Origin of the sequence: Altererythrobacter sp. BO-6 (assembly GCF_011047315.1) — a bacterium.
Lineage (GTDB): Bacteria > Pseudomonadota > Alphaproteobacteria > Sphingomonadales > Sphingomonadaceae > Erythrobacter.
Map to the genome: position 1 here is coordinate 443,083 of NZ_CP049259.1, position 20,686 is coordinate 463,768.

Sequence of the window (20,686 nt, forward strand, 5' to 3'; positions counted from 1 at the left end):
CGTCACTCAACGGGTGATGTCGCATAGCTTTGCTGCGCGGATTGGAAGGCGTTTTTGTGTAACCCGACAAGTTCCTGCGGCAATTCGAAAATCTGCGGCGTCTGGGTGTAGACGATTGCGGCGCGCACCGTGCGCCCGGGATATATCACTTCCAGCGCGGCGACATAGGCCGCCATCTGCCGCAGCGTGGATTCGGGGATGTCTTCCAGCCGGGCGGGCGGGCGCCGCGCAGTCTTGTAATCGACCACGGTCACCTGCTCAGGGGTGACAAGCAACCGGTCAGCGATTCCGGCGATGACGACGCCGTCAACCGTCGCTGCGAGCGGGACCTCGGCCAGCGAGGCATGGCTGAACACCTCGGCCAGATCGGGCTGCGCCAGCACCTCGAGCGCCCGTGCCGCAATTTCCTGCCGCGCTGCTTCGTCAAGCTCGCGCGCCTGCCGCTCAAGCCAGCGCGCTGCGGCCGCTGGGCGATCTGAAGGCGCAAGATCGGGCAAGCGTTCCAGCAGGGCATGGATCAGTACGCCGCGCCGCGCGGCTTCGCGTGCCACCTCCGGCGGCAACGGCGGATCGCTGCCCTGCTCTTCACCCGCAGACGATGGCGCAAGCGGCCGCGGTGGGCGAGGCTCCGGCCCGATCGGGCGGCGCAGCCAGGCGGGCTCTGCCAGTTTTTCAGGCGTTATGGCTTCCGTTTGAGCCGCAACCGGCGGTGCCCGTTCACCCCATTCGCGCCGCGCGCGCCATAGATCGTCTCCCAGCGCATTCTCGCCAAACAGCGGGGCAAGCCGCGCGTACCAGCTGTCTTCATGCGGGCCGTTCCTGGCCTTGGGGCCGAGCGAACCCCCGATGAACAGTGCCTCTTCCGCGCGGGTCATCGCGACATAGAGCAGCCGCCAATGCTCCTGCAATTCGGCTTCCTTGGCCGCTTCGTAAGCATCGGCCACGCGCCCGATCTGCATCTCCTTGCCCAGCGACGGCATCGGCACCTTGCGCGCATCGTCCAAGTCTTGCCCGGCGGCTTGTTCCGCCAGCTCGACATCGCGCACCTTGCCCGGTGCGCTGGTGGCATCGGCCAGGATCACGATCGGCGCCTGCAGGCCCTTGGAGCCGTGCACGGTCATCACCCGCACCAGGTCAGGCGCGTCATCCGGGTCGCGCTTAAGCTCGCCCTCGCCCGCGTCGAACCACTGTATGAAGCCGGCGAGGCTGGCGGTATGGCTCGCTTCATAGCCGAACGCAGCATTGAGCAATTCGTCGATCGGATCGTTGGCCTCGCGCCCCAGGCGCGCGACCAGCTTCGCCCGACCCTGCCATGGCCCCACCAGCAGCCATTGCAGCAAAGCCTGCGGCGTTTCGAAATCGGCCAGCGCCAACAACTCGCGCAGCCGGGCGACCGTCGCCTGCACGAAGGGATCGGCGTGCTCGCGCAGATGATGCCACAGCCGCTTGCCCTTCGCGCGCGGGACATGTGCCAGCAGATCATCTTGCGACCACCCTACCAGCGGCGAGGACAGCAGGTTCGCCAGTTCCAGATCGTCAAGCGGCTGCACTGCAAAGCGCAGTGCCGACATCAGGTCCTTCACCGCCAGCGGCTCTCCCAGCCGCAGCCGGTCGACCCCCGCGACGGGCACGCCCTTGGCATGAAGCCGTGCAACGATCAGCCCGGCCAGCTCCTTGCGGCTGCGCACCAGCACCATGATGTCACCCGGACGGGCGTTGCGATGCGTGCCTTTCTGCAAGGCGAATGGTTCTGCCCCCTTGGTCCAGCGCGCGACCTGCGTGGCGATTTTCTCCGCCAGTTTGCGGTCATGCCGGGCGAGCCAGTTTTCCTGCCCCTCTTCTTCCGGGTCATCGCCTTCCTGCCCGCGCTCGTCATGCACCGGGTTCCACAGCGTGACGAGGCCAGGCCGGTCCTGCCCTACATGCGGGTGGTGCCCGTCGGTCAGCCCCATGTCCCCCGGACCGATCGCTGCAATCGCGCGGTCGACGAATTCCAGCACGGGAATGGCGGTGCGGAACGACTGGCCGAGGTCGAGGTCTCGCAACTCGCGCTGGCGGCGATTGATCCGAGCGGCAGCAGCATTGGCGTTCGCTGCGTCCATCGCCGCCGCCACCCGCTCCTTCGCCCTTTGGAAGTTTTCCGGGCTCGTGCCTTGGAAGCCGAAGATCGCCTGCTTGGTGTCGCCAACGGTGAAGATCGTGCGGACCTTGTCGCCGGCCGCCCCTTCGCCGGCGAAGAAATCGTCGATCAGCGCGTCGATAATGCGCCATTGCGCTTCGTTCGTGTCCTGCGCCTCGTCGACCAGGATATGATCGAACTGGCGATCGAGCTTGAAGCGGATCCAGTCGCCCGCGACCTGTTCCTTGAGCAGGCTGGCGGCGCGTTCGATCAGATCGTCGAAGTCGAGCAGGCCTTCGCGCGCCTTGGCTTCGTCCCATCGCAGCGCGAAGGCGCGGCCCAGCTCCAGCGCCGGGGTGAGGAAGTCAGCGAGTTCGAGGAGCGTCCGGAAGTCGCGGATGAGGCGAATGTTTTCCTGAACCTTGTCAATATAGATCCCGTATTCGGGATCGCGCTTGAGGATGTTTTTAAGCTGCTTCGGCGCATCGGTCGTCTTGGTGAATAGCCCGTCATATAGCTCATCAATCGTGCGTGCACGTTCCAGCGGATCGCGCGCCAACCATACCTCGATTGCGGCACTTCCTTCGCGACCCGTTGCTGTGTCCCACGCCGACAAGGTTTGCTGGCAGCGCAGCAGGCTCGCCGTATCGAAGGTGTAATTGTCGCACATCTCGGCGAGGTGGGCTTCGCTGGCATCGCTTGGAATACCCAGCAACTGCTTCACCTGCGGCGCCATCGGCGGCTGCCATCCCCGCCTTCCAAACCACAGCTCGCGCGCCTTGGCGCAGCGCATCAGCCATGCCTGCAGCGCGTCCGCACCCTTGGCGATGGTGAAGCGCTCGACCGCTTCGAGCGTGGCCCGGTCGCCCGCCTGTTCGGCCTCGACCAGCATGTCACCAAGCACCTGCCGCGAAAGCAAATGCCGTTCGCGATCCTCCATCGGCCGCATGCCCGGCATCAGGCCCGCTTCCTCGGGGAAATTGGCCAGCAGCCACTGCGAAAACGCGTGGATCGTATCGATCCTGAGGCCCCCGCCCGAGCAATCGAGCACGCTGGCGAACAGGGTGCGCGCGCGAGCCCGGGTTTCGTGATCGTTGGATGCGCCGAGGTGGATCAGCTCCTTTCCGAGACGCCCCTCATCGATCCGCACCCAGCGCGCCAGCACAGCATTGATGCGCACCGCCATTTCCGCCGCGCCCGCCTTGGTAAAGGTCAGGCACAGGATCTGTTCGGGCTGGACATCGGGGCGCAGCAGCAAGCGCAGCACTCGCGCGGAGATCACCTGCGTCTTGCCCGTGCCCGCCGATGCAGACAGCCACACGCTTTCCTCAGGGTCGGCTGCGCCCTGCTGGTTGCCGACCAGCGGATAGACTTCGCCGCTGCTCACGCTTCGCCCTCCCCGTCGGTATCGGCCAGCTGGATCTGCCACTCGTCGAGCCGCATCAGCTGGTCATAATCGGTGTAGCCGGGATAGGCGGGGTTGAGCTTGGCGGTGAAGGGATCGGTGCCCTTGATGAACTTGCCGATTGCCTTTTGCAGGAAGCGCTCATGCTCCGGCAGGAAATCTTCGGGATCGATTCCAGTTCTCTTGCCTCCGTCCTTCCACGGCGTCGCGATGTAACCAAAATCTCCATCAGCTTTGGCGAGCGACCAGTATTCGTACTTTGTAGTCTCGCCGGATATGTCACCGAACTTACCGTCGCGCGCGATCAGGCCCATCGTTCCCATCTGCAGCGCAAAGCCCTTTTCCACTTTTTTGGCGGAGGGTGGATCATTCGTCTTGTAATCGACAATCGCCAGCGTTCCGTCCGGCATCCGGTCGATCCGGTCTGCCCGGCCATAGACCTTGACCCCGTCGAACGTCATCTCGCCCTTTCGCTCGACCGCGATCAACCGTCGGTCCGGCCTCTGTGCAATCTCTTCTGCCACCCACGCCAGCCCCTCAAGGATGCGCGGGCGCCACAGGCCCCACATCAGCGGGTGGATATTGGCTTCGCGCAGGAACGCCTCGGCGACGGCCCGAATGTCCGGATCTTCACCTTGCAGCTGCGCCTCGTGCCAGCGCTGCAGGATTGCATGCACCTGCGTGCCCTTCCAGGCAAAATCCTTGTCCGGATCGGCAGCGAGCGGGTCAAGCTTGCGCAGCCTGAGGATTTCCTGCGCGTAGAACTGGTAGGGATCACCCAGCAACCGGTCGAGCCCGGTCACCTTGATCGGCACATCGCGCAGGCTGGCATCGGGGCAGGGTTCGGGGCGCGGATAGGCCTCGCCCTGTTCAGCCTGCCGGTCAAGTTGCGCCGCGAGCTGCGGTGCCTCGCGCTCCTCATGGTCCTTCGCATTCTCGCCCAGCAGCGCTTGCACTCGCAGCAGGAAGCGCGAGGGGATGGTCGGCCCGTCCATGTCGCGGATCGCGCGGGTCAGCACTACTTCGGGCGCGCCCAGCGCGCTCGCCAGGTCATGCGCGGCAAGGCCGATGCGGAATTCCGGCCCCGGCATGCCCAGCGCGCGCAGGATCGCCGGAGCCAGCAGCGGTTCTGCCGCCAGCACCTGTGGCCAGGTCCCTTCGTTCAGCCCGCCGCAGATCACCAGGTCCGCGCGGGTCATGCGGGATCTCGAGCAGGCCGTAGATCGCCACGCGCGGATGCCCGCCATAAGGCGGCCGCACCGCCACCTGCTCCATCGCGTCGCGCAGGATCGGATGTAGGTCCGCGAGTTCGATGCGCGTTTCGGTGGCGCGCGCATGCAGGCGCAAATCCTCGACCAGCCGCGCCAGCGCGCGCCCGTCTTCCTGCGCCCATAGGCCTTCGCCCGCGAGCGCCTCACCCAACGTTGCCAGCGCATAGATCGCGTCGGCGAGCGGCACCTCAGCGTCCGGCAACTCCAATAGCGGCGCAAGTAGTGCTTCAACGCCCAGCCACCACGGCTCAACCCCAGCCTTGCGGGCGATGGTACGGAGCGCCCCCTGCCCAGGCGCCGGGCGCGGGCCGCGCAGCTCGCGCTCGAATGCCCGCAGCGCTTCGAGCCATGCTCGCCGCTCCTCGCCGCGCCGCACGAGCGGGTGGCCAAGCGCGGCGACAAGTTGCACCGGCGCCAGCCCTTCGCTCGCCAGTTCCGCCAGCTCCAGCAGCAACCGCCCCGCCGCCGTCAGCGACAGCGGGCGCCCCGCCGTATCGTCAGCCACGATGTGCCAGCGCCCGAGATGCTGCACCACGCGCCGCGCCAGCGCGCGATCGGGCGTAACCAGCGCGACGCGCCGCTCAGGCACTTCGATCGCCTGGCGAATCAGCACGGCGATCGCTTGTGCCTCTTCCTCGCTCGTCGCCGCAGTCAACATGCAAACATCGGACAGCCGTCGCTTTGATGCATCGAGCGAAGCCCACACCTTGCTCGCTTCTGGCGGCAGGAACAGCGAGGAGATCGCATGGCTGCGCTCGGGCGGCGCCGCGCTCATCCCCTTGCGGTGCCACGGGCGAACCTCGCCGCGCGCCACGCCCATGCGGTTAAGCAGCAGCTTGAGATGGTATTGTGGATGGGTGGCGGCTTCGCTCCGGGTGAAAGCCGGCGCGCCCGGCTCTGGCGGCTGGCCGGCGCGGCCCAGTTCCTGCCAGGTCGCATCGTCCATCGTCAGGTCGAGATCGGGCAGGATCACTGCCCCTTGCGGCAATTCGGAAATGACGCGCAGCAAGCGCGCGAGCGCGGGCGCGGCACTGGTCACCCCGGCCGCGACAATCGGCGTTACAGGTGAATCCTCCCGCCAGCGTTTCACCGCGTGCTCGAACAGCAGATTGCGGCGGGTCGCAAGATCGACTTCGCCCCGCTCGGCAAGGCGCGCTTGCCACTGCGCCAATACGATCGCGAACAGCCGGGTGCTGTCCTGCCAATGCTTGGCGAGGTCGGCATTGGCGCCGGTGACCCGGTCGCTCAGCAGATCCGCGAATTCAACCTGTTCGGCCAGCAGCCGGTCCATCGTGCTGCCCAGCTCGCGGGCCATCCGCAGCAATGCCGGTTTGGCCGGCGCCGGCTTCCCTTCTACCGTCAGCGCATCTTGCACGATAGCCGCGAGTTCCAGCCAGCGGCGGGTCGGGTCGGCCGCAGGCGGAATGTCATTGGCACCGAGCGGATCGAGCACGCTGCCAAGGCTTTCGTCGAGATCGACATCGCCCACCGTCACCATGCGCGGCATCAGCAGCCCGGGAGTACCCGTTTCCCCCGCGTGGCGGATAAAGGCCTCGCTCACGCTGCGCGCCGCACGGCTCGATGGGAGCAGCAGCGTCAGCTTGGCAAGGCCGAACTCCGCATCGGCGTAGCGCGGCACCAGGCCCGCCACCAGCGCATCGGCAAACCCGCGATGCGCGGCGATGGAATAGATCTCGGGCTTGCCCCGTTCACCCACGCCGCAGCGCTTCTTCGGTCGGCGCGATCGCTTCCGGAGTGCCGACTTCGAACCATTGCCCGGTAAAGGATGTGCCGAACAGCCGGCCTTCCTCGATCGCGCGGTTCCACAGGACATTGGTCGAGAAGGGGCCTTCCGGCGCATCGCGCATCAGGCGGTGCGAGACCAGCTGGATGCCGGTGTAGATAAAGGGTGCAATCCGCCCCGGCTTGCGGCGGCTCAGCCGCCCCAGCGCATCCATATGGAAATCGCCGGGCCCGCTGAAGTTCATCGCCCGCGCATGCGGCACCAACAATAGCAGCGCATCCATCCGCTCCGCATCCCACATCAGCGACAGGTCATGGAAGGCGTTGCGCGGCCCGTCGAGCCAGATGTTGTCGGCATTGAGCGAGAAAAACGGATCGGGCAGGTGCGGCAGAGCCTTCACCATCCCGCCACCCGTTTCGAGCAGCTGCGCGCGTTCGTCCGATATCGTGATCGCAGGGGCCTTGCGCTCGCGCAGATGCGCTTCCAGCGCGCCCGCCAGGTAATGCACGTTGACCACCGCGCGGGCCACACCCGCCGCGACAAGCCGGTCGAGCGCGTGATCGATCAGCGGCTTCCCCCCCACCCGCACCATCGGCTTGGGCTGGCTAGCGGTGAGCGGGCGCATCCGCTTGCCGAGGCCCGCCGCGAGCACCATTGCGGTATCGCTCGCGAGATCGCTCATGCGATCGTGCCTCCGCCGCTCGCTCGCAATTCATCGGGAATGTTCGCGTCGAACCAGCGCGCCACCGGTGCCAGCGCCGGATGCGCCAGGTCGCGCTCCATCAGCGCCCATACGCGCGGGATCAGCTCGAGATAGCGTGGTTTGCCGTCGCGCTTGTAAAGCCGGGTGAAGATACCGACGATCTTGGCATTGCGCTGCGCGCCAAGCCGCGCGTAATCCGCCTCGAATTCCGGGCCCGGTGCGCAAGCGGCAATGTACCGGTCAAGCATTGCCCGCTCCAGTTCGGGCGCTACGTCGCGCCGCGCATCCTGCAGCAAGGAGACGAGGTCATAAGCGGCGTGGCCCACCAGTGCATCCTGGAAATCGATCAATCCCTGAGGCGCACCCTCGCGTGGATCGCCCAACAGCATGATGTTTTCGGCGTGGTAGTCGCGGAGCACTGTCACGCCCGGCTGCTGGCGGGCAAGCATGGGCGAAAGCACCTCGTCCCAAGCGGCGCGATATCCCTCTTCGTCCACCGACAGCCCCACCGCGGGGCAATACCATTCGGTCAGCAGCGCCGCCTCGCGCTGGTACGCGGCCAGATCGTAAGGCGAGAATGGCCCCGGATCGAGCCGATGCAGCGCGACCAGAGCATCGATTGCGCCCGCATAGGCGCTCACTTCGGCATCGGGATTGTCATCGAGCCAGTCGCGCATCCGGTCATTGCCGAAATCCTCGGTCAGGACCCAGCCCTCGCGCGGGTTCTGGGCGTAGATTTCAGGCGCGCGCATGCCGTTATTGGTGAGCCACTGGGCAACGAGCAGGAACGGCGCCGGGTCCTCATGCGGTGGCGGCGCATGCATCAGCATGGCTTGCCTCGCACCGTGACGGACACGGAAATAGCGCCGGAACGATGCATCGCCCGGGATCGGGTCGATCGCCGCCCCGCCCCAGCCCGCGCTTTCGAGAAATTCAACCAGTCCAGCAGGAAGTTCGCTCATGGCATGCGCCCTAGCCAATCGGCCCCGCCCTCGACAATCGCCCTTCGGCCCTGCCCCACAGATTCCAGCGTTACCGCAAGGCAGGCCGGTTCATGCTTAAAGCCCCCGGCCTTGTCGGGCCATTCGGCGAGCAACGCTGCGCCTTCGCGATAATCGTCCAGGCCCAATTCGCGCAGCTCGGCCGGATCATCGAGCCGATAAAAATCGGCATGGACAACCGGGATCCGCAGCGGCGGCGCGGTGTAGGTCTCGATAATGGTAAAGGTGGGTGACGGCACCTCGCCGACATGGCCGAGCGCTTTGAGGATAGCACGTGACAAGGTGGTCTTGCCCGCACCCAGATCGCCTGAAAGTGCGACCACATCGCCCGCCCGCAGCTGCGCAGCGATGCGCGCGCCAAATGCGCCCATGGCAGCAAGATCGGGCAGATCGACGATCACGGCAGCAGGATCAACGCGGTCGTTCCCACGCCCTTGCGGCTTTCCAGCGTCAGCGTGCCGCCGTGCGCCTCGACCAGCTGCCGCGCCAGCGGAATGCCGAGCCCCTGGCGCGGCTCGACCTTGGCTCCGGGCTGGATCCGCACCCCTTCCTGCACGCGAAGCAAGTCCTGCTTGCTCATGCCGGGGCCGTTGTCCGACACGACGATGCGAGCGCCTTCGCGGGTGCGCGCGATATCGACCAGGATTTTGCCGCCCTTGCCGGTGGCCGCAATCGCGTTGTCGAGCAGTTGGCCGATCGCCCGCCCCAGCTGGCGTTTGTCGGCATCGATCGCCCCGCCGGGGTTACCGCGCAGGTCCAGCGTGAGGCCTGCTTGCTTGATCGCTTCTTCGCGCTCGCGCACGATCTCCGTGACGAAGGACAGCATCTCCAGCCGCTGTTTGGAAATCGGCAGCAGCCCTGCCTCGCTTTGCGACAGGTCGAGCACGTTCTCCACCTGCTCGGTCAGCCGGCCGACCGAGGCCAGGATCGCGTCGACATATTCCTTCATCTGGTCGCTTACCGGCCCTGCGGCACCGCTTTGGATCAGCTCGGCAAACCCGCCAATCGAGGTCAGCGGCGTGCGGAATTCATAGGACATATTGGCCAGGAAGCGGGCCTTCACCGCGTCCGCCTCTTCCAGTGCAATGTTGCGTTCGCGCAGCGCGGCCTCGGCCATTTGCGAGTCCGTGATGTCCAGCACCGTCAGCAGGCCATTGCCATCGGGCAGCGGGATGCCGGCAAATTCCAGCGTTCGCCCATCGGCCAGTTCGACCCGCCCGCCTTTTTCGCGCCGGTCAAGCGTGGCGGCGCGAATGATCTCGCCAATCGCACCTGCCTGATTGGGTTCTGCGAGATTGGGCGCGATCGCAGCCAGCAAACCGTCAGCGGGTGGATGGTTGTCGAGCAGTTCGGGTTCGAGACCCCAGGTTCCGGCAAAGCTGCGGTTCCACAATTGCAGCGATCCATCGGGCGCGAACACCGCCAGCGCTTCGAACAGGCTGTCGAGCATGGCTGTGCGGGTGCGCAGCAAGGTGTCGCGCGTTGCCGAAAGCGCCAGCTGCTCGGTCTGGTCTTCCGCAAACAACACCAGCCCGCCATCGGGCATCGGCTGGGCCACAATCCGCAGATGCGTGCCGCCGGGCAGTGGCCATGCCTCCTCCTGCGCTTCGCTGGCGCTGAACCAGGCGATATGCTCGCGCCGCCAAAGCGGGAAATCGCGCACTTCGGGCGTGCGGCGCTTTTCCCGCGCATCGCTGAGGAAGCGTTCGAACGGGATTGCATCACCGACGATACCGAAGGGCAAGTCGAACAGGCGCAGGAACGGACGATTGGCAAAGACAAGCTTCTGATTGGCTTCGAACTGCGCCACACCCACGGAAAGCTGGTCCAGCATCGCGCGCTGGGCCTGGCGAAAGGCACGGAATTCGCGCGCCTGCTGCTCCATTTCCTCGATGTCGATCGCGTAGCCCGCGATTCCTTCGTCGCCGATCGGCAGGTCGCTGACCTTCATCTGGCGGCGCGATCCGTCGATCGTCGTCGGCACGGTGCGTTCCATCACTTCGCCGCGTTCGGCAGCCAGCATGGCGATGTCACCCGCAGATTGCCCTTTTTCAGGTTCGAGCAGCTCGATCTGCTTCGCCACCACGTCGTCGGCGCTATCGGCATCGACGGCGGCAACATAGGCACGATTTACAAGCCGCAGCCGCGCATCGCGCCCGCGGAACCACATCGGGATCGGTGCAGCTTCGATCAGGCCGACCAGCGCACTGAAATCACCCCTCGCCTGGGCAGCTTCCTCCCGCAGGCGCGCGAGTTCGCCTTCGCTTTCGCTGAAATCGAAGATCCACACCAGCGCCGCCCCGCCCGGGGCGATCCGCGCATCGGCCAGCGTGCCGCGAAAGGCGAAGCTGCGCCCGCTCTCAGGCACGCTGATCGAAATGCGGAATGGCGCAGCGGTTTTCTGCGTGCGCCGCACCGCTTCGGAAAGCTGCGCCAGCTGACCCTGCGTGATGCCGGAGCCGTCACCCCCGGCAAGCTCGCTCAGGAATTGCGGCGGGCTCGCCAAGCCCAGCCAGCCTGCCAGCCGGTCATGCACCTCAATCCGCCCGTCGGCGCGCACCAGCATGGGAATGGCCGGCGCTTCATCAAGCATGCCGTTCACACGGGCCAGCGAACGCCGCATCGCTTCATGCCGCTGCGACCGGCGCGCCGACCGCACCATCAGCAAGGCAGCCGCTACCGTCCAGGCGGCAAGCACCAGGCCAATCAGCGCCAGCGATGTCGGCGAGAAATCCATCGTCCCCAGCTATGCGCGGCACGGGCCGGATGCAACGCCCGACAAAAGAAAAGCCCCCTGAAAGCGGGGGCTTTCCGGATAATCGGGATGAGCCGACCGCTCAGTAGCGGTAATGGTCCGGCTTGAACGGCCCTTCCACCGATACGCCGATGTATTCGGCCTGCTTCTGGCTCAGCCTGGTCAGCTGCACGCCCAGCTTTTCGAGGTGCAGCGCGGCCACCTTCTCGTCGAGATGCTTGGGCAGGACATAGACCTGGTTGTCATACTCGTCCGACTTGGTGAACAGTTCGATCTGCGCCAGCGTCTGGTTGGTAAAGCTGCTCGACATCACGAAGCTGGGGTGGCCGGTGGCACAGCCCAGGTTCACCAGCCGGCCCTTGGCCAGCACCAGGATCGACTTGCCATCGGGGAAAGTGACCTTGTCGGTGCCTTCCTTGATCTGCTTCCACTCGTAATTGTCGAGCGCGCTGATCTGGATCTCGCTGTCGAAGTGGCCGATGTTGCAGACTATGGCCATGTTCTTCATCGCCTTCATGTGCTCGCCGGTGATCACGTCTTCATTGCCGGTCGCGGTCACGAAGATATCGGCGCGCTTGGCCGCTTCCTCCATCGAGACGACTTCAAAGCCGTCCATCGCCGCCTGAAGCGCGCAGATCGGGTCGATCTCCGTCACCATCACGCGCGCCCCGCCGTCACGCAGCGATGCGGCCGAGCCCTTGCCCACGTCGCCATAGCCCGCGACACAGGCGACCTTGCCCGCCAGCATCACGTCGGTTGCGCGGCGGATCGCGTCGACCAGCGATTCCTTGCAGCCGTAGAGGTTATCGAACTTCGACTTGGTCACGCTGTCGTTCACATTGATCGCGGGGAACGGCAGCTTGCCCTGCTTGGCGATCTGGTACAGCCGCATCACGCCGGTGGTGGTCTCCTCCGACACGCCCTTGATGTTCTTCACGGTACGGGTGAGATAGCCCGGCCGCGCCTTCACGAAGGCCTTCAGCGCGCGCTGGAATTCGATTTCCTCGGCATTGCCCGGATCGGGCATGGACTCGCCCGCTTCGATGCGCGCGCCCCACAGCGCGAACATGGTGGCATCGCCGCCATCGTCGAGGATCATGTTGGCGGTCAGGTCAGGGTCGGAATCGGTCGCCCAGTCGAAGATGCGGCCGACATAGTCCCAGTAATCCGCCAGGCTTTCGCCCTTGATCGCGAACACCGGAATGCCCTGCGCCGCGATCGCCGCCGCCGCGTGATCCTGCGTCGAGAAGATGTTGCAGGTCGCCCAGCGCACTTCCGCACCCAGCGCCACCAGCGTTTCGATCAGCACCGCGGTCTGGATCGTCATGTGGAGCGAGCCAGTGATCCGCGCGCCCTTGAGCGGCTGCGCCGCGCCATATTCCTCGCGCAAAGCCATGAGGCCCGGCATTTCGGTTTCGGCGATCTCGATCTCGTCGCGGCCAAATTCGGCCAGCGCAATATCCTTGATGATGTAATCCTGGGCAGCTTCAGCCACGGACAAACTCCTGAGAATGCAAGGCGCACCGGCCAGCGATGCGCGGGGTAAAAGCGTGGCCGAGCCTCTAGCGAAGCGACCCGCGCGAAGCAAATATAAAAGAATCTTTATATGCTGAGTTGTTGCGGAGCGGCGCACAAGCTCTATATCGGGCGCACTCGGACGGGATCACGAAAGGATATTACAAAATGGCAATTTCGGTGGGTGACAAGCTTCCTGACGTCAAGCTGGTCAAGGCAACGGCCGAAGGCCCGCAGCCGGTCAGCTCGGCGGAATATTTCGCTGGCAAGAAAGTGGCGCTTTTTTCGGTCCCGGGGGCCTTTACCCCGACCTGTTCGGCCCGCCACCTGCCCGGTTATGTCGACAAGGCGGCAGAGCTGAAGGCCAAGGGCGTGGACGAAATCGTCGCCACCGCCGTAAATGACGCGTTCGTCATGGGCGCCTGGAACAAGGCCGCCGGCAGCGATGACATCACCATGCTGGCTGACGGCAATGGCGACTTCGCCGAAGCCGTGGGCCTGACCATGGACGGTTCGGGCTTTGGCATGGGCAAGCGCGGCCAGCGCTTCTCGATGGTGGTCGAAGACGGCGTGGTGAAGGAACTCAACGTCGAGGCACCGGGCGATTTCTCGGTCTCGAGCGCGGAGCACATGCTCGGCCAGCTTTAAGCCTGGAAAAGCCCCGCGGTGGAACGCCGAAAGGGGTATTTTGCAAAACATTGGCGGGGCGGGCCTCACAGGCTCGCCCCGTTGCTTTTTGGCACAGCACCGGTGCGCCGCAACAGCCGGAAAAGCACGGAATTGCAAGGCTTTCGGCGGATTGCCGTCATCCGCCCGCGATAGATCACCGGCTGGACCAGCCCGCTCTTGATCCGCCGCACCAGCTCCAGATTTGTCACCTTCCGCCAATCGCGCCTTGGGCGCGCGATCCGGCCCGTGCCGGGCGGTGTCAGCACGCTATCCCAGGCGAAGGCGAAATCCTCTCCCCCCGCCCGCTCGCGCAGGCGATAGGCGCTCGCCCGCGACATGCCCACAGCGCGCGCCGCCGCGCCGACCGAACCGGTGAGATAGAGCTGCGTGAGGAAGTGGCATTGCCGCGCCTCGCTCCACCCGTCACGCCGCGCGCGCGAGGGCGCCGGATGGAAGAACGGCGGACGGCGGCGGAGTTTATGCGGGGATGTGCGTTTCGTACGCTTCGCCATCTGGCAGGATGGAGCAGGTTTCGGCGATGTAGGAAAGCGCGGCGATGTCTGTTTCTAAGGTGCGACGCGACTACGGTTGTTGCCCGGAAGGAGACGGGTCGATCCCGTCCTGTTCGCGCGACCTTGCAAGCCAAAGAAGGACCAGGCCAGCAACCGTCAACAAGGCAACGGTAAACACGCTCCCTTCCGGCCCCTCGCCCGCACCCGTAAGCCAGGCAGGCCCGACAGGCACCATTTTCACCAACAGCGCAGGCAGACCGCTATCCAGACCCGTAATCGGCACATCGAAGCCGGTCGCGCCGAACCAGTTCCAGCCGGTGTGCCAGCCCATCACCCCCCAGACCGAATTCGAACGCTGCACCCAGGCGCAGGCGAAAATCGAAAAGACGAATGTCATCGCCAGCGGCAACAGCGGCTTTCCGGGCGAGAAGTGAAGAAAAGTGAAAGCAGCCCCCGTCAATATGTAGGCGGCGGGCACATTCCAGCGCCGCATGATGGTCGAAAACAACCAGCCGCGAAAGGCGATTTCCTCGATGCTCGCTTGCAGGGTGAAGCCGGCGAGCAACAGGATGATCCAGCCGAGCGCAGCCGGGCTGGCGAAGGCAGGGAACAGGTCACCGACTCGATACCCGCCGGAAAGGGCTATCGCAGCCACGATCGCGCCCATGAAGCCAATGCCCACTGCGAGCCCGACCAGGAATTTCTTGAACCCTTGTTCCCCGCGAAGGCCGATGCTTTCGAGACTTCGCTTTTCGACCCAGCGCACCCAGGCAAATATCGCCATCCCCATGGCGATGAACGATGCCAGGATGAGGAACAGCCCCATGGTCCCCTTCGGCGAACCATTCGCGTCGGTAAAGCCGAGACCTTCGAGCAGGAAATCGGTCGGCAGGAGGCTGATTGCAACAAGCAAGATGCAGATAAAGGGGGCGGCGATACTCGGCGCAATCCAGCCTCTGGCCGGCTCGTCGGAAAAGATCATCTGTTTCATGCGTTGCGAGCTAACCGCCCGCCGAAGACAGCTATAGAACGATCGTGCGGAACAAGTCCGAACGAAGCCACTCCTTCGGCGTGAGACCAACAGCCTTGCGGAATGTGCGCCCGAAATGGCTCTGATCCGCAAAACCGGCGCCATGAGCGGCATCGGCCAACGTTGCGCCCTCACGCATGAGGCGTTTGGCGAGATCGACCCGGCGGTGCTGTAAATAGCGATAGGGACTGGTGCCTAACAGTGTCCGGAAATCGCGCGAAAGCTGCCACCGGTCACAACCGGAAACCTGTTCAAGGTCCTCCAGTCGCGCGCCTACAACGACAGCGGTTTCGAGATAATCCTGCGCCCTCATCACCGCTGTTCGGTTGGCGATCCTTACCTTTGCCTCCCTGCCAGCCACGTCGTTCATGGCTTGCGCCAGATCGTAGAGCGCGTCTTCATAAGCTCCGGGATCCTCGACGCCCGCACAGTCGATAACCATGGTGCAGGCTGCCGCGATCAAGGAAGGATCCGTCGAGACTCCATTGGCGATAAACGGCAGTTCCACGCCCTCAAGCACTGCCTGGACATGTGTTGGCGGAATATAGGCCGCCCAATAGCTGAAGCCGGATCTCGTCATGGCAGTGCCCATCATGCAATTCGTCGGGGTGAAGAATCAGCACCTGGCCCGGCAATGAATACCGCATCTCCCCGCGATAGTTGAATGTCTGCACCCCGGCCATGGTCACAGCGACGGTGTAGGTATCGTGGCGATGCGGCGAAAACGCCGCCCCGACGAGCCGGTTGGTGACGCGCTCGACTGGCTCGAACGACTCGGCTGAAAGCGAAGGGTTCGAGGAATGCGCTGCAGATCTCATCAACATCATATTGGGCGCAAAAAGCAGGAAGGCAAATCATGCAAACTCGAATTTTTCGCTCGGGACTTTTTGCATGTTTTCCGGGCCCAAACCGCCGCCCAATACTTCGCATCGATGGAAAAGGCCTATTAACCAATCGCAGCTAGAGCGTTGAAAATGAACACCGCTCCGCTCTCCCTGCGTGACTTCATCCTGCAAGACGGCGGAGCTGGAACGCCGCAAGTCCGCCCGCGCCCGGTTGCGCTGGCAGTAGCGTTGCTGGCCTTCCTTGCCCTGTCCGCCCTCGCCAGCGCTGTGGTCTTCGCGCAAACCGGCCTTCAGCTCGCGTGGGGCGACTTCCAGCCGTTCATCGTGCTCGCCGTGGCGATGCTGGGCCTCTCCGCCTTCTGCTACAAGCGCTATGACGACAAGCGGCTGGCGCACGCCGCTGCGGTTGTGGGCGTCGCCACGCTGGCGCTGCTGGCCTGCGGCGTCCTGTCAAACGGCGGCCTGCGCTTGCGAATGCCGCTCAGCGATCCGATGCTGGCCGCGATCGACGCCAGCTTCGGCATTCACGTTGACGCCATCGTCCAATGGAGCGTCGGCATGCCCTGGCTGATCGATGCGCTGGGCGTAATCTACAATGCCTCGCACCTGATCCTGGCTGCATTGATCCTGTGGTTCATCATCCGCAGCCATTTCGCCAAGGTCTGGGAACTGGTGGCGACGGTCGCCTTCTCCATGCAGATCGTCGCTTTCGTTTCGATCCTGATGCCGGCCTGGGGCGCGATGAAGCATTTCGGCTTGTACGGGCTTCAAGGCAACGGACTGCCCGCGGGCGCAGGCATCTATCACAGCGAGACATTCCGTGCGCTTTATGAGGGAACCGACCCGCTGTTCACCCTCGACAGCATGAACGGCGTGGTCACCTTCCCCTCGTTCCACACCGTGCTGGCGCTGCTGATCGCCCAGGCGCTGTGGCTGACGCCGCTACGCTGGCTGGCGGTAGCCCTCACGGGCGCGACGATCTTCTCGACCATCCCGATCGGCGGGCATTACGTGATCGACCTGGTTGGCGGGGCCGCGATCTGGCTGGGCTGCGCAATGCTGGCCAACCGCCTGACCCACGGCAAAGCCGCCGCTCAGTAACCCATCAGCTTGAGCACTTCCTCACGGCTGCGATGATCGTCAAGGAAGCAGCCGTGCAGGCGTGACGTGATCATGCCCACGCCGGGCGTGCGCACGCCGCGGCCGGTCATGCAGCCATGCTGCGCCTCGATCACCACCGCGACGCCCTTGGGCTCGAGATTGTCCCAGATGCACTGCGCAACCTCGGCGGTCAGCCGCTCCTGGATCTGCAACCGGCGGGCATAGCCGTGCAGCACGCGGGCGAGCTTGGAAATGCCGACAACGTGCTTGTCGGGCAGATAGGCGATCGCCGCCTTGCCGGTGATCGGCGCCATGTGGTGTTCGCAATGGCTCTGGAACGGAATATCCTTGAGCAGGACGATCTCGTCATAGCCGCCCACTTCCTCGAACACGCGGCTGAGGTGGATCGCCGGATCCTCCTGATAGCCCTGGCAGTATTCAAGCCACGCGCGCCCCACGCGCTTGGGCGTGTCGCGCAGGCCTTCGCGTTCCGGGTCATCGCCCGACCAGCGGATCAGCGTGCGGATCGCATCCTGCACATCTTCGGGCACATCGGGTTTGTTCAAGGGATTCTCCGGATCGAACTCGTCATGATCATGCACGTTCATATAGTTCATGGCTATGGCTTTCGCTTGAGAACCGGCCGTCTGCGCCGCCCCATGCCGCGCCAATTCGCCGGTTCGAGTTGCAAGCGCGGCTTGCGATCTGGGTTAATCCCGCTTTCATAACTGCGATTGCGCCAATCCGTTCCACGCGGCGCAACACTTGCTCTGTTCGGCCCTGCCCCCATATCTTCCGAATGCGTGAGCACATCGGACCTTCGCCGCAGGAATTCGAACGGCTTGCCCGCCAGGCGCTGGCGACCATGCCGCAGCAGTTCCGCGAGCCGCTGGCCAATGTCGTCCTGCGAATCGAGGAATTTGCCAGCCGCGAGCAGCTCGATTCGGTCGGGATTGCCAGCCGCTGGGAGCTGAGCGGGCTGTATGAGGGCCACCCCTTGCCCGATTCGTCGATCTGGCAATCGGGCGAGATGCCGCCGATGATCAGCCTGTTTCGCCAGCCACTGCTGGCCGAAATGTATGAAACCGGGGTGGGCCTGGCCGAGCTGGTGCACCATGTGGTGGTGCATGAGGCGGGCCATCACTTCGGTTTTTCCGACGACGACATGCACATGATCGAGGACAGCGCGGAAGACTAGCAACACAAAAGACCACCCCTCTTTACGAGAGATGGCCTTTTGATGGCGCACCCGGAACGATTCGAACGTCCGACCCCCAGATTCGTAGTCTGGTGCTCTATCCAGCTGAGCTACGGGTGCGCGCTAGGGGGCGCCATTTAGGGGGCCTTGCCCGGCTTGGCAATCCCCAATCCGGCCTCTTTTGCAAACAGGCGGGCAGCGAGTTCGACATCAAGCGGCGGCTTGTCCAGTTCCATAACCTCGTCCGGGGTGAACCAGCCAATCCCCTCGCCTTCCAGCGCCTGCGGCTCCCCCTGCCATGCCTCGATTCTGTAAAGCAGTATGACAATCGAATTCTGGCTCGTTTCCGCCTCGCTCTGCGCAAAGATCAGCGGCGCCAGTTCGCTACCATTCACTATGATGCCGAGTTCTTCCTGAAGTTCGCGAACCAGTGATTCTGTCGGTTTTTCCGATACTTCCACCTTCCCGCCCGGAAACTCCCACAACCCGCCATGCTGCTTGGCGAAGGGGCGCCGGTGCATCAGCCACCGGCCGAAGCCATCCGTCAGTGCAGCGGCCACCACCAGCATCCATGTCGGATTTCTTTCCAACCTATTCGCTCCCTTCAACCTTTTCTTAACCCGTGCGCGCGCAAATTGATCGTATCAGGACGCAACAGACGGAATTTGTCCATGAAATTGCCGGATATCCTTAAGCGTATCGGAACCGACAATTCCGGGGCAACCGCAATCGAATACGGCCTGATCGCGAGCTTGATTGTTATCGCATCGATCGGCGCTTTCGGCGCAGTAGCGGACGAAAACGACGGTCTTTATGCGAAAGTATCAAACAAGATCACGGGTGTGATGGGGGGAACGCCGTAACCATTTTGAAAGGTCCCGAATTAGGAATTTTTCAACAGCTTGCCCTTATCACTGCAAATCGTCCGTTCGGTCTTTGGCTGGCGGGCACGGGTACCGAAGACTGAAACCAGGAGACTACACATGAAGTTCATCAACAAGCTGCTCCGTGACGAGCAGGGCGCCACCGCCATCGAATACGGCCTGATCGCTGCTCTGATTGCAGTTGCTGCTATCGGCGCTCTGCAGAGCCTCGGCGGCAACCTCTCGGGCACGTTCACTCGCGTGTCGGACGAAATGGCTGGCGCAGGCGGCGGTGCCGCTCCGGCTCCGGCTCCGGCTCCGGCTCCGGCTCCTTAATCGTCTAGCGATTACGGCAAAGAGAGCGGCGGGGATTTCCCCGCCGCTTTTCTTTTGCCCAACGCAAAAATTTCGCCGCGCTGATGCCTCAAGGCATTCTAGCGCGCCCGCACCACCAGCTTTACCTTTTGCCCGGCCTGGACTTGCTCGCTTGCGCCAAGCCCGTTGAGCACCCGGAACCGTTCTTCCTGCGCATCGGTAAACGCCATCCGCCGTGCGAGCGACGCAACGCTTTCGCCGCGCTGGACCGTTACCACATCGATTCGCCGCGGAATGACGGCCGCCGCCTCGCTCGCGCTGATTCGCCGCATCGACCGGAACATCGAATCGAACGTCCTGGCCCCTCCAGCCGGTGTGACCGTAACGAAATGATAGGCCCGATCCTTCGCGAATTCATACGCGAACACAACCACATCCACCTGGCTGCTGCCATTGTTGACCCGCGCCGTGCCGTAGGCGGCCGGAATCCCGTTCACGGTCGTCCGCTCGAGCGTTTGCGGCGCAAGCTGTTGCTGCTGGCCGCCCAGCGCCGCGAATTGCTGGCGCACATAGGCCTGCAAGTCGCCATTATAGGGCGCCAGCGTCAGTTGCCCTTTGCCCGACTGGCCGTTGATGCTGACCGCGCGCGAGCCGTTCATCATGTAAAAGCCCTGCGGCGCGGTGAAACTGAGGCGCAATTCGGGATGAATGAACTCGCGCCCCTCAACGATACCCTGTGACGGGTCGTCTCCATAGACCAGCCCGTCGATCCGGGTCAGGAAGGTGTCGCGGTTGAGCACGGTGCCCGGCAACCCCTGCGCCTTGGTCAGCGCGGTCTGCACGCGGCTGGCCGGATCGGGGTGCGTTGAGGCCCACACCGGCGGGCGGGCATCGCCTGCCCCCAGCAATCGCGCGTCCAGCGCATTTTGCGAAGCCAGGCTCGACAGCACCGTGCCCATCGCGCGCGGATCGTATCCCGCCTTGGTCAGGTACTGGATGCCCAGATCGTCCGCCTGCAATTCCTGGCTGCGCGAAAATTTCAGCGTCAGCAGCTGCGAACCTTGCAGGAAACCGCGGCTCAGCACATTGCCGATCTCGCTATTACCAAGCAGCACGCCGGACAGGATCGCACCGAGTCCGCCGAGCAGCGAATTCTGCGTCGCTTTCTGCTGCCGCCGCTGCGAATGGCGTGCAGCCACATGCGCCACTTCATGGCCCATCACTGCGGCCAGTTCCGCCTCGTTGTTCATCAGGCCAACCAGCTGGCGCGTGGTGTAGACATAGCCACCGGGGATCGCGAAAGCATTGTTGACCGAGCTGTTCAGCAGCGAAACCGTGAAACTGTCGCGCGCATTGCCAAGGCCCGACTGCACGGCAATATTCTTGCCGACTTGTTCGACATAGGCGGCCTGAGCGCCGCTCATCGCGCCGCCGAATTCGGCCAGTAATTGCGGGTGCAGCTCTGCCCCCTGCTGTGCTTCCGACTGGGTAATCGGGGTTGATGCGCTGGGGATAGCACCGCCTCCCATGCACCCGGTCAACGCAAGCGCCAGGGGTGCGGCGGTTGCAAGTGCCAGCGATCTGCTCGAAAAAGCCATGATGTCTCTCCGGTTTCGTGTCGAGACGCCCCACCCGCGCCG

At 64.1% G+C, this 20,686-nt stretch carries 20 protein-coding genes and 1 tRNA gene; 5 read left to right on the top strand and 16 right to left on the bottom strand.

Features of this window, described 5'->3' with window-relative positions; all coding sequences use genetic code 11:
* Positions 1–2: 2 nt before the first annotated feature.
* The 8 genes from addA to ahcY all read right to left on the bottom strand — a co-directional run bounded on the left by addA (position 3) and on the right by ahcY (position 12,499).
* Positions 3–3,506, bottom strand: coding sequence for a double-strand break repair helicase AddA (gene addA, locus G6N82_RS02160; RefSeq protein WP_165193273.1), 3,504 nt, complete (start codon positions 3,504–3,506; stop codon positions 3–5).
* On the bottom strand, positions 3,503–4,615 hold the full coding sequence (locus tag G6N82_RS15270) for a PD-(D/E)XK nuclease family protein (protein WP_346773758.1): 1,113 nt from the start codon (positions 4,613–4,615) through the stop codon (positions 3,503–3,505). Before G6N82_RS15270 ends, addA begins: the two co-directional genes overlap by 4 nt.
* Positions 4,575–6,512, bottom strand: a complete 1,938-nt coding sequence (locus G6N82_RS15275) for a hypothetical protein (protein WP_346773746.1) — start codon at positions 6,510–6,512, stop codon at positions 4,575–4,577. The genes G6N82_RS15270 and G6N82_RS15275 overlap by 41 nt, the downstream gene beginning before the upstream one ends.
* Positions 6,505–7,221, bottom strand: coding sequence for a nucleotidyltransferase family protein (locus G6N82_RS02170; RefSeq protein ID WP_165193276.1), 717 nt, complete (start codon positions 7,219–7,221; stop codon positions 6,505–6,507). Before G6N82_RS02170 ends, G6N82_RS15275 begins: the two co-directional genes overlap by 8 nt.
* Positions 7,218–8,204: a phosphotransferase gene (locus G6N82_RS02175; RefSeq protein ID WP_165193279.1), complete on the bottom strand. Its 987-nt coding sequence runs from the start codon at positions 8,202–8,204 to the stop codon at positions 7,218–7,220. The genes G6N82_RS02170 and G6N82_RS02175 overlap by 4 nt, the downstream gene beginning before the upstream one ends.
* Positions 8,201–8,644: a tRNA (adenosine(37)-N6)-threonylcarbamoyltransferase complex ATPase subunit type 1 TsaE gene (gene tsaE, locus G6N82_RS02180; RefSeq protein WP_165193282.1), complete on the bottom strand. Its 444-nt coding sequence runs from the start codon at positions 8,642–8,644 to the stop codon at positions 8,201–8,203. The genes G6N82_RS02175 and tsaE overlap by 4 nt, the downstream gene beginning before the upstream one ends.
* Positions 8,641–10,980, bottom strand: coding sequence for a PAS domain-containing sensor histidine kinase (locus tag G6N82_RS02185; RefSeq protein WP_165193284.1), 2,340 nt, complete (start codon positions 10,978–10,980; stop codon positions 8,641–8,643). The genes tsaE and G6N82_RS02185 overlap by 4 nt, the downstream gene beginning before the upstream one ends.
* Before the next feature lie 100 nt (positions 10,981–11,080).
* Positions 11,081–12,499 carry an adenosylhomocysteinase gene (gene ahcY / locus G6N82_RS02190; protein WP_165193286.1) on the bottom strand — a complete coding sequence of 473 codons (1,419 nt, stop codon included), beginning with the start codon at positions 12,497–12,499 and terminating at the stop codon, positions 11,081–11,083.
* Positions 12,500–12,681: 182 nt separating this feature from the next.
* Between ahcY and G6N82_RS02195 the strand changes: the two genes are divergently transcribed.
* The gene (locus G6N82_RS02195; RefSeq protein ID WP_165193288.1) at positions 12,682–13,161 is read left to right on the top strand and encodes a peroxiredoxin; all 480 of its coding nucleotides are present in this window, start codon (positions 12,682–12,684) and stop codon (positions 13,159–13,161) included.
* A gap of 65 nt (positions 13,162–13,226) precedes the next feature.
* Here the strand turns inward: G6N82_RS02195 and G6N82_RS02200 are convergent, their stop codons facing one another.
* The 4 genes from G6N82_RS02200 to G6N82_RS02215 all read right to left on the bottom strand — a co-directional run bounded on the left by G6N82_RS02200 (position 13,227) and on the right by G6N82_RS02215 (position 15,542).
* Positions 13,227–13,694, bottom strand: coding sequence for a hypothetical protein (locus G6N82_RS02200; RefSeq protein WP_165193290.1), 468 nt, complete (start codon positions 13,692–13,694; stop codon positions 13,227–13,229).
* Between the two features lie 70 nt (positions 13,695–13,764).
* Entirely contained in the window at positions 13,765–14,685 is a 921-nt protein-coding gene (locus G6N82_RS02205; protein ID WP_165193292.1) for a CPBP family intramembrane glutamic endopeptidase, read from the bottom strand.
* 31 nt (positions 14,686–14,716) lie between these two features.
* On the bottom strand, positions 14,717–15,304 hold the full coding sequence (locus G6N82_RS02210) for an AraC family transcriptional regulator (protein WP_165193294.1): 588 nt from the start codon (positions 15,302–15,304) through the stop codon (positions 14,717–14,719).
* Positions 15,237–15,542, bottom strand: a complete 306-nt coding sequence (locus G6N82_RS02215; RefSeq protein WP_165193296.1) for an AraC family ligand binding domain-containing protein — start codon at positions 15,540–15,542, stop codon at positions 15,237–15,239. The genes G6N82_RS02210 and G6N82_RS02215 overlap by 68 nt, the downstream gene beginning before the upstream one ends.
* A 156-nt stretch (positions 15,543–15,698) precedes the next feature.
* On the opposite strand from G6N82_RS02215, the gene G6N82_RS02220 reads away from it, so the two are divergent.
* Positions 15,699–16,670, top strand: a complete 972-nt coding sequence (locus G6N82_RS02220; RefSeq protein WP_165193298.1) for a phosphatase PAP2 family protein — start codon at positions 15,699–15,701, stop codon at positions 16,668–16,670.
* Here G6N82_RS02220 and folE read toward each other — a convergent pair.
* Positions 16,664–17,278: a GTP cyclohydrolase I FolE gene (gene folE, locus G6N82_RS02225; RefSeq protein WP_165197877.1), complete on the bottom strand. Its 615-nt coding sequence runs from the start codon at positions 17,276–17,278 to the stop codon at positions 16,664–16,666. The two genes, G6N82_RS02220 and folE, sit on opposite strands and share 7 nt — an antisense overlap.
* 191 nt (positions 17,279–17,469) lie before the next feature.
* Here folE and G6N82_RS02230 point away from each other — a divergent pair, with 191 nt between their 5' ends.
* Positions 17,470–17,868, top strand: coding sequence for a metallopeptidase family protein (locus G6N82_RS02230; RefSeq protein ID WP_165193300.1), 399 nt, complete (start codon positions 17,470–17,472; stop codon positions 17,866–17,868).
* 43 nt (positions 17,869–17,911) lie between these two features.
* Here G6N82_RS02230 and G6N82_RS02235 read toward each other — a convergent pair.
* Both G6N82_RS02235 and G6N82_RS02240 read right to left on the bottom strand, forming a co-directional pair.
* Positions 17,912–17,988, bottom strand: a tRNA-Arg gene (locus tag G6N82_RS02235).
* Positions 17,989–18,005: 17 nt separating this feature from the next.
* Positions 18,006–18,458 carry a (deoxy)nucleoside triphosphate pyrophosphohydrolase gene (locus tag G6N82_RS02240; RefSeq protein ID WP_346773747.1) on the bottom strand — a complete coding sequence of 151 codons (453 nt, stop codon included), beginning with the start codon at positions 18,456–18,458 and terminating at the stop codon, positions 18,006–18,008.
* Positions 18,459–18,539: 81 nt separating this feature from the next.
* On the opposite strand from G6N82_RS02240, the gene G6N82_RS02245 reads away from it, so the two are divergent.
* A complete protein-coding gene (locus G6N82_RS02245; protein ID WP_165193302.1) occupies positions 18,540–18,731 on the top strand; it encodes a Flp family type IVb pilin in 192 nt (63 codons plus the stop codon).
* Positions 18,732–18,851: 120 nt separating this feature from the next.
* Positions 18,852–19,067 (top strand): Flp family type IVb pilin, encoded by a 216-nt coding sequence (locus tag G6N82_RS02250; protein WP_165193304.1) that lies wholly within the window; start codon positions 18,852–18,854, stop codon positions 19,065–19,067.
* 98 nt (positions 19,068–19,165) lie between these two features.
* Here the strand turns inward: G6N82_RS02250 and G6N82_RS02255 are convergent, their stop codons facing one another.
* The gene (locus G6N82_RS02255) at positions 19,166–20,644 is read right to left on the bottom strand and encodes a M48 family metalloprotease (protein ID WP_165193306.1); all 1,479 of its coding nucleotides are present in this window, start codon (positions 20,642–20,644) and stop codon (positions 19,166–19,168) included.
* Positions 20,645–20,686 lie beyond the last annotated feature (42 nt).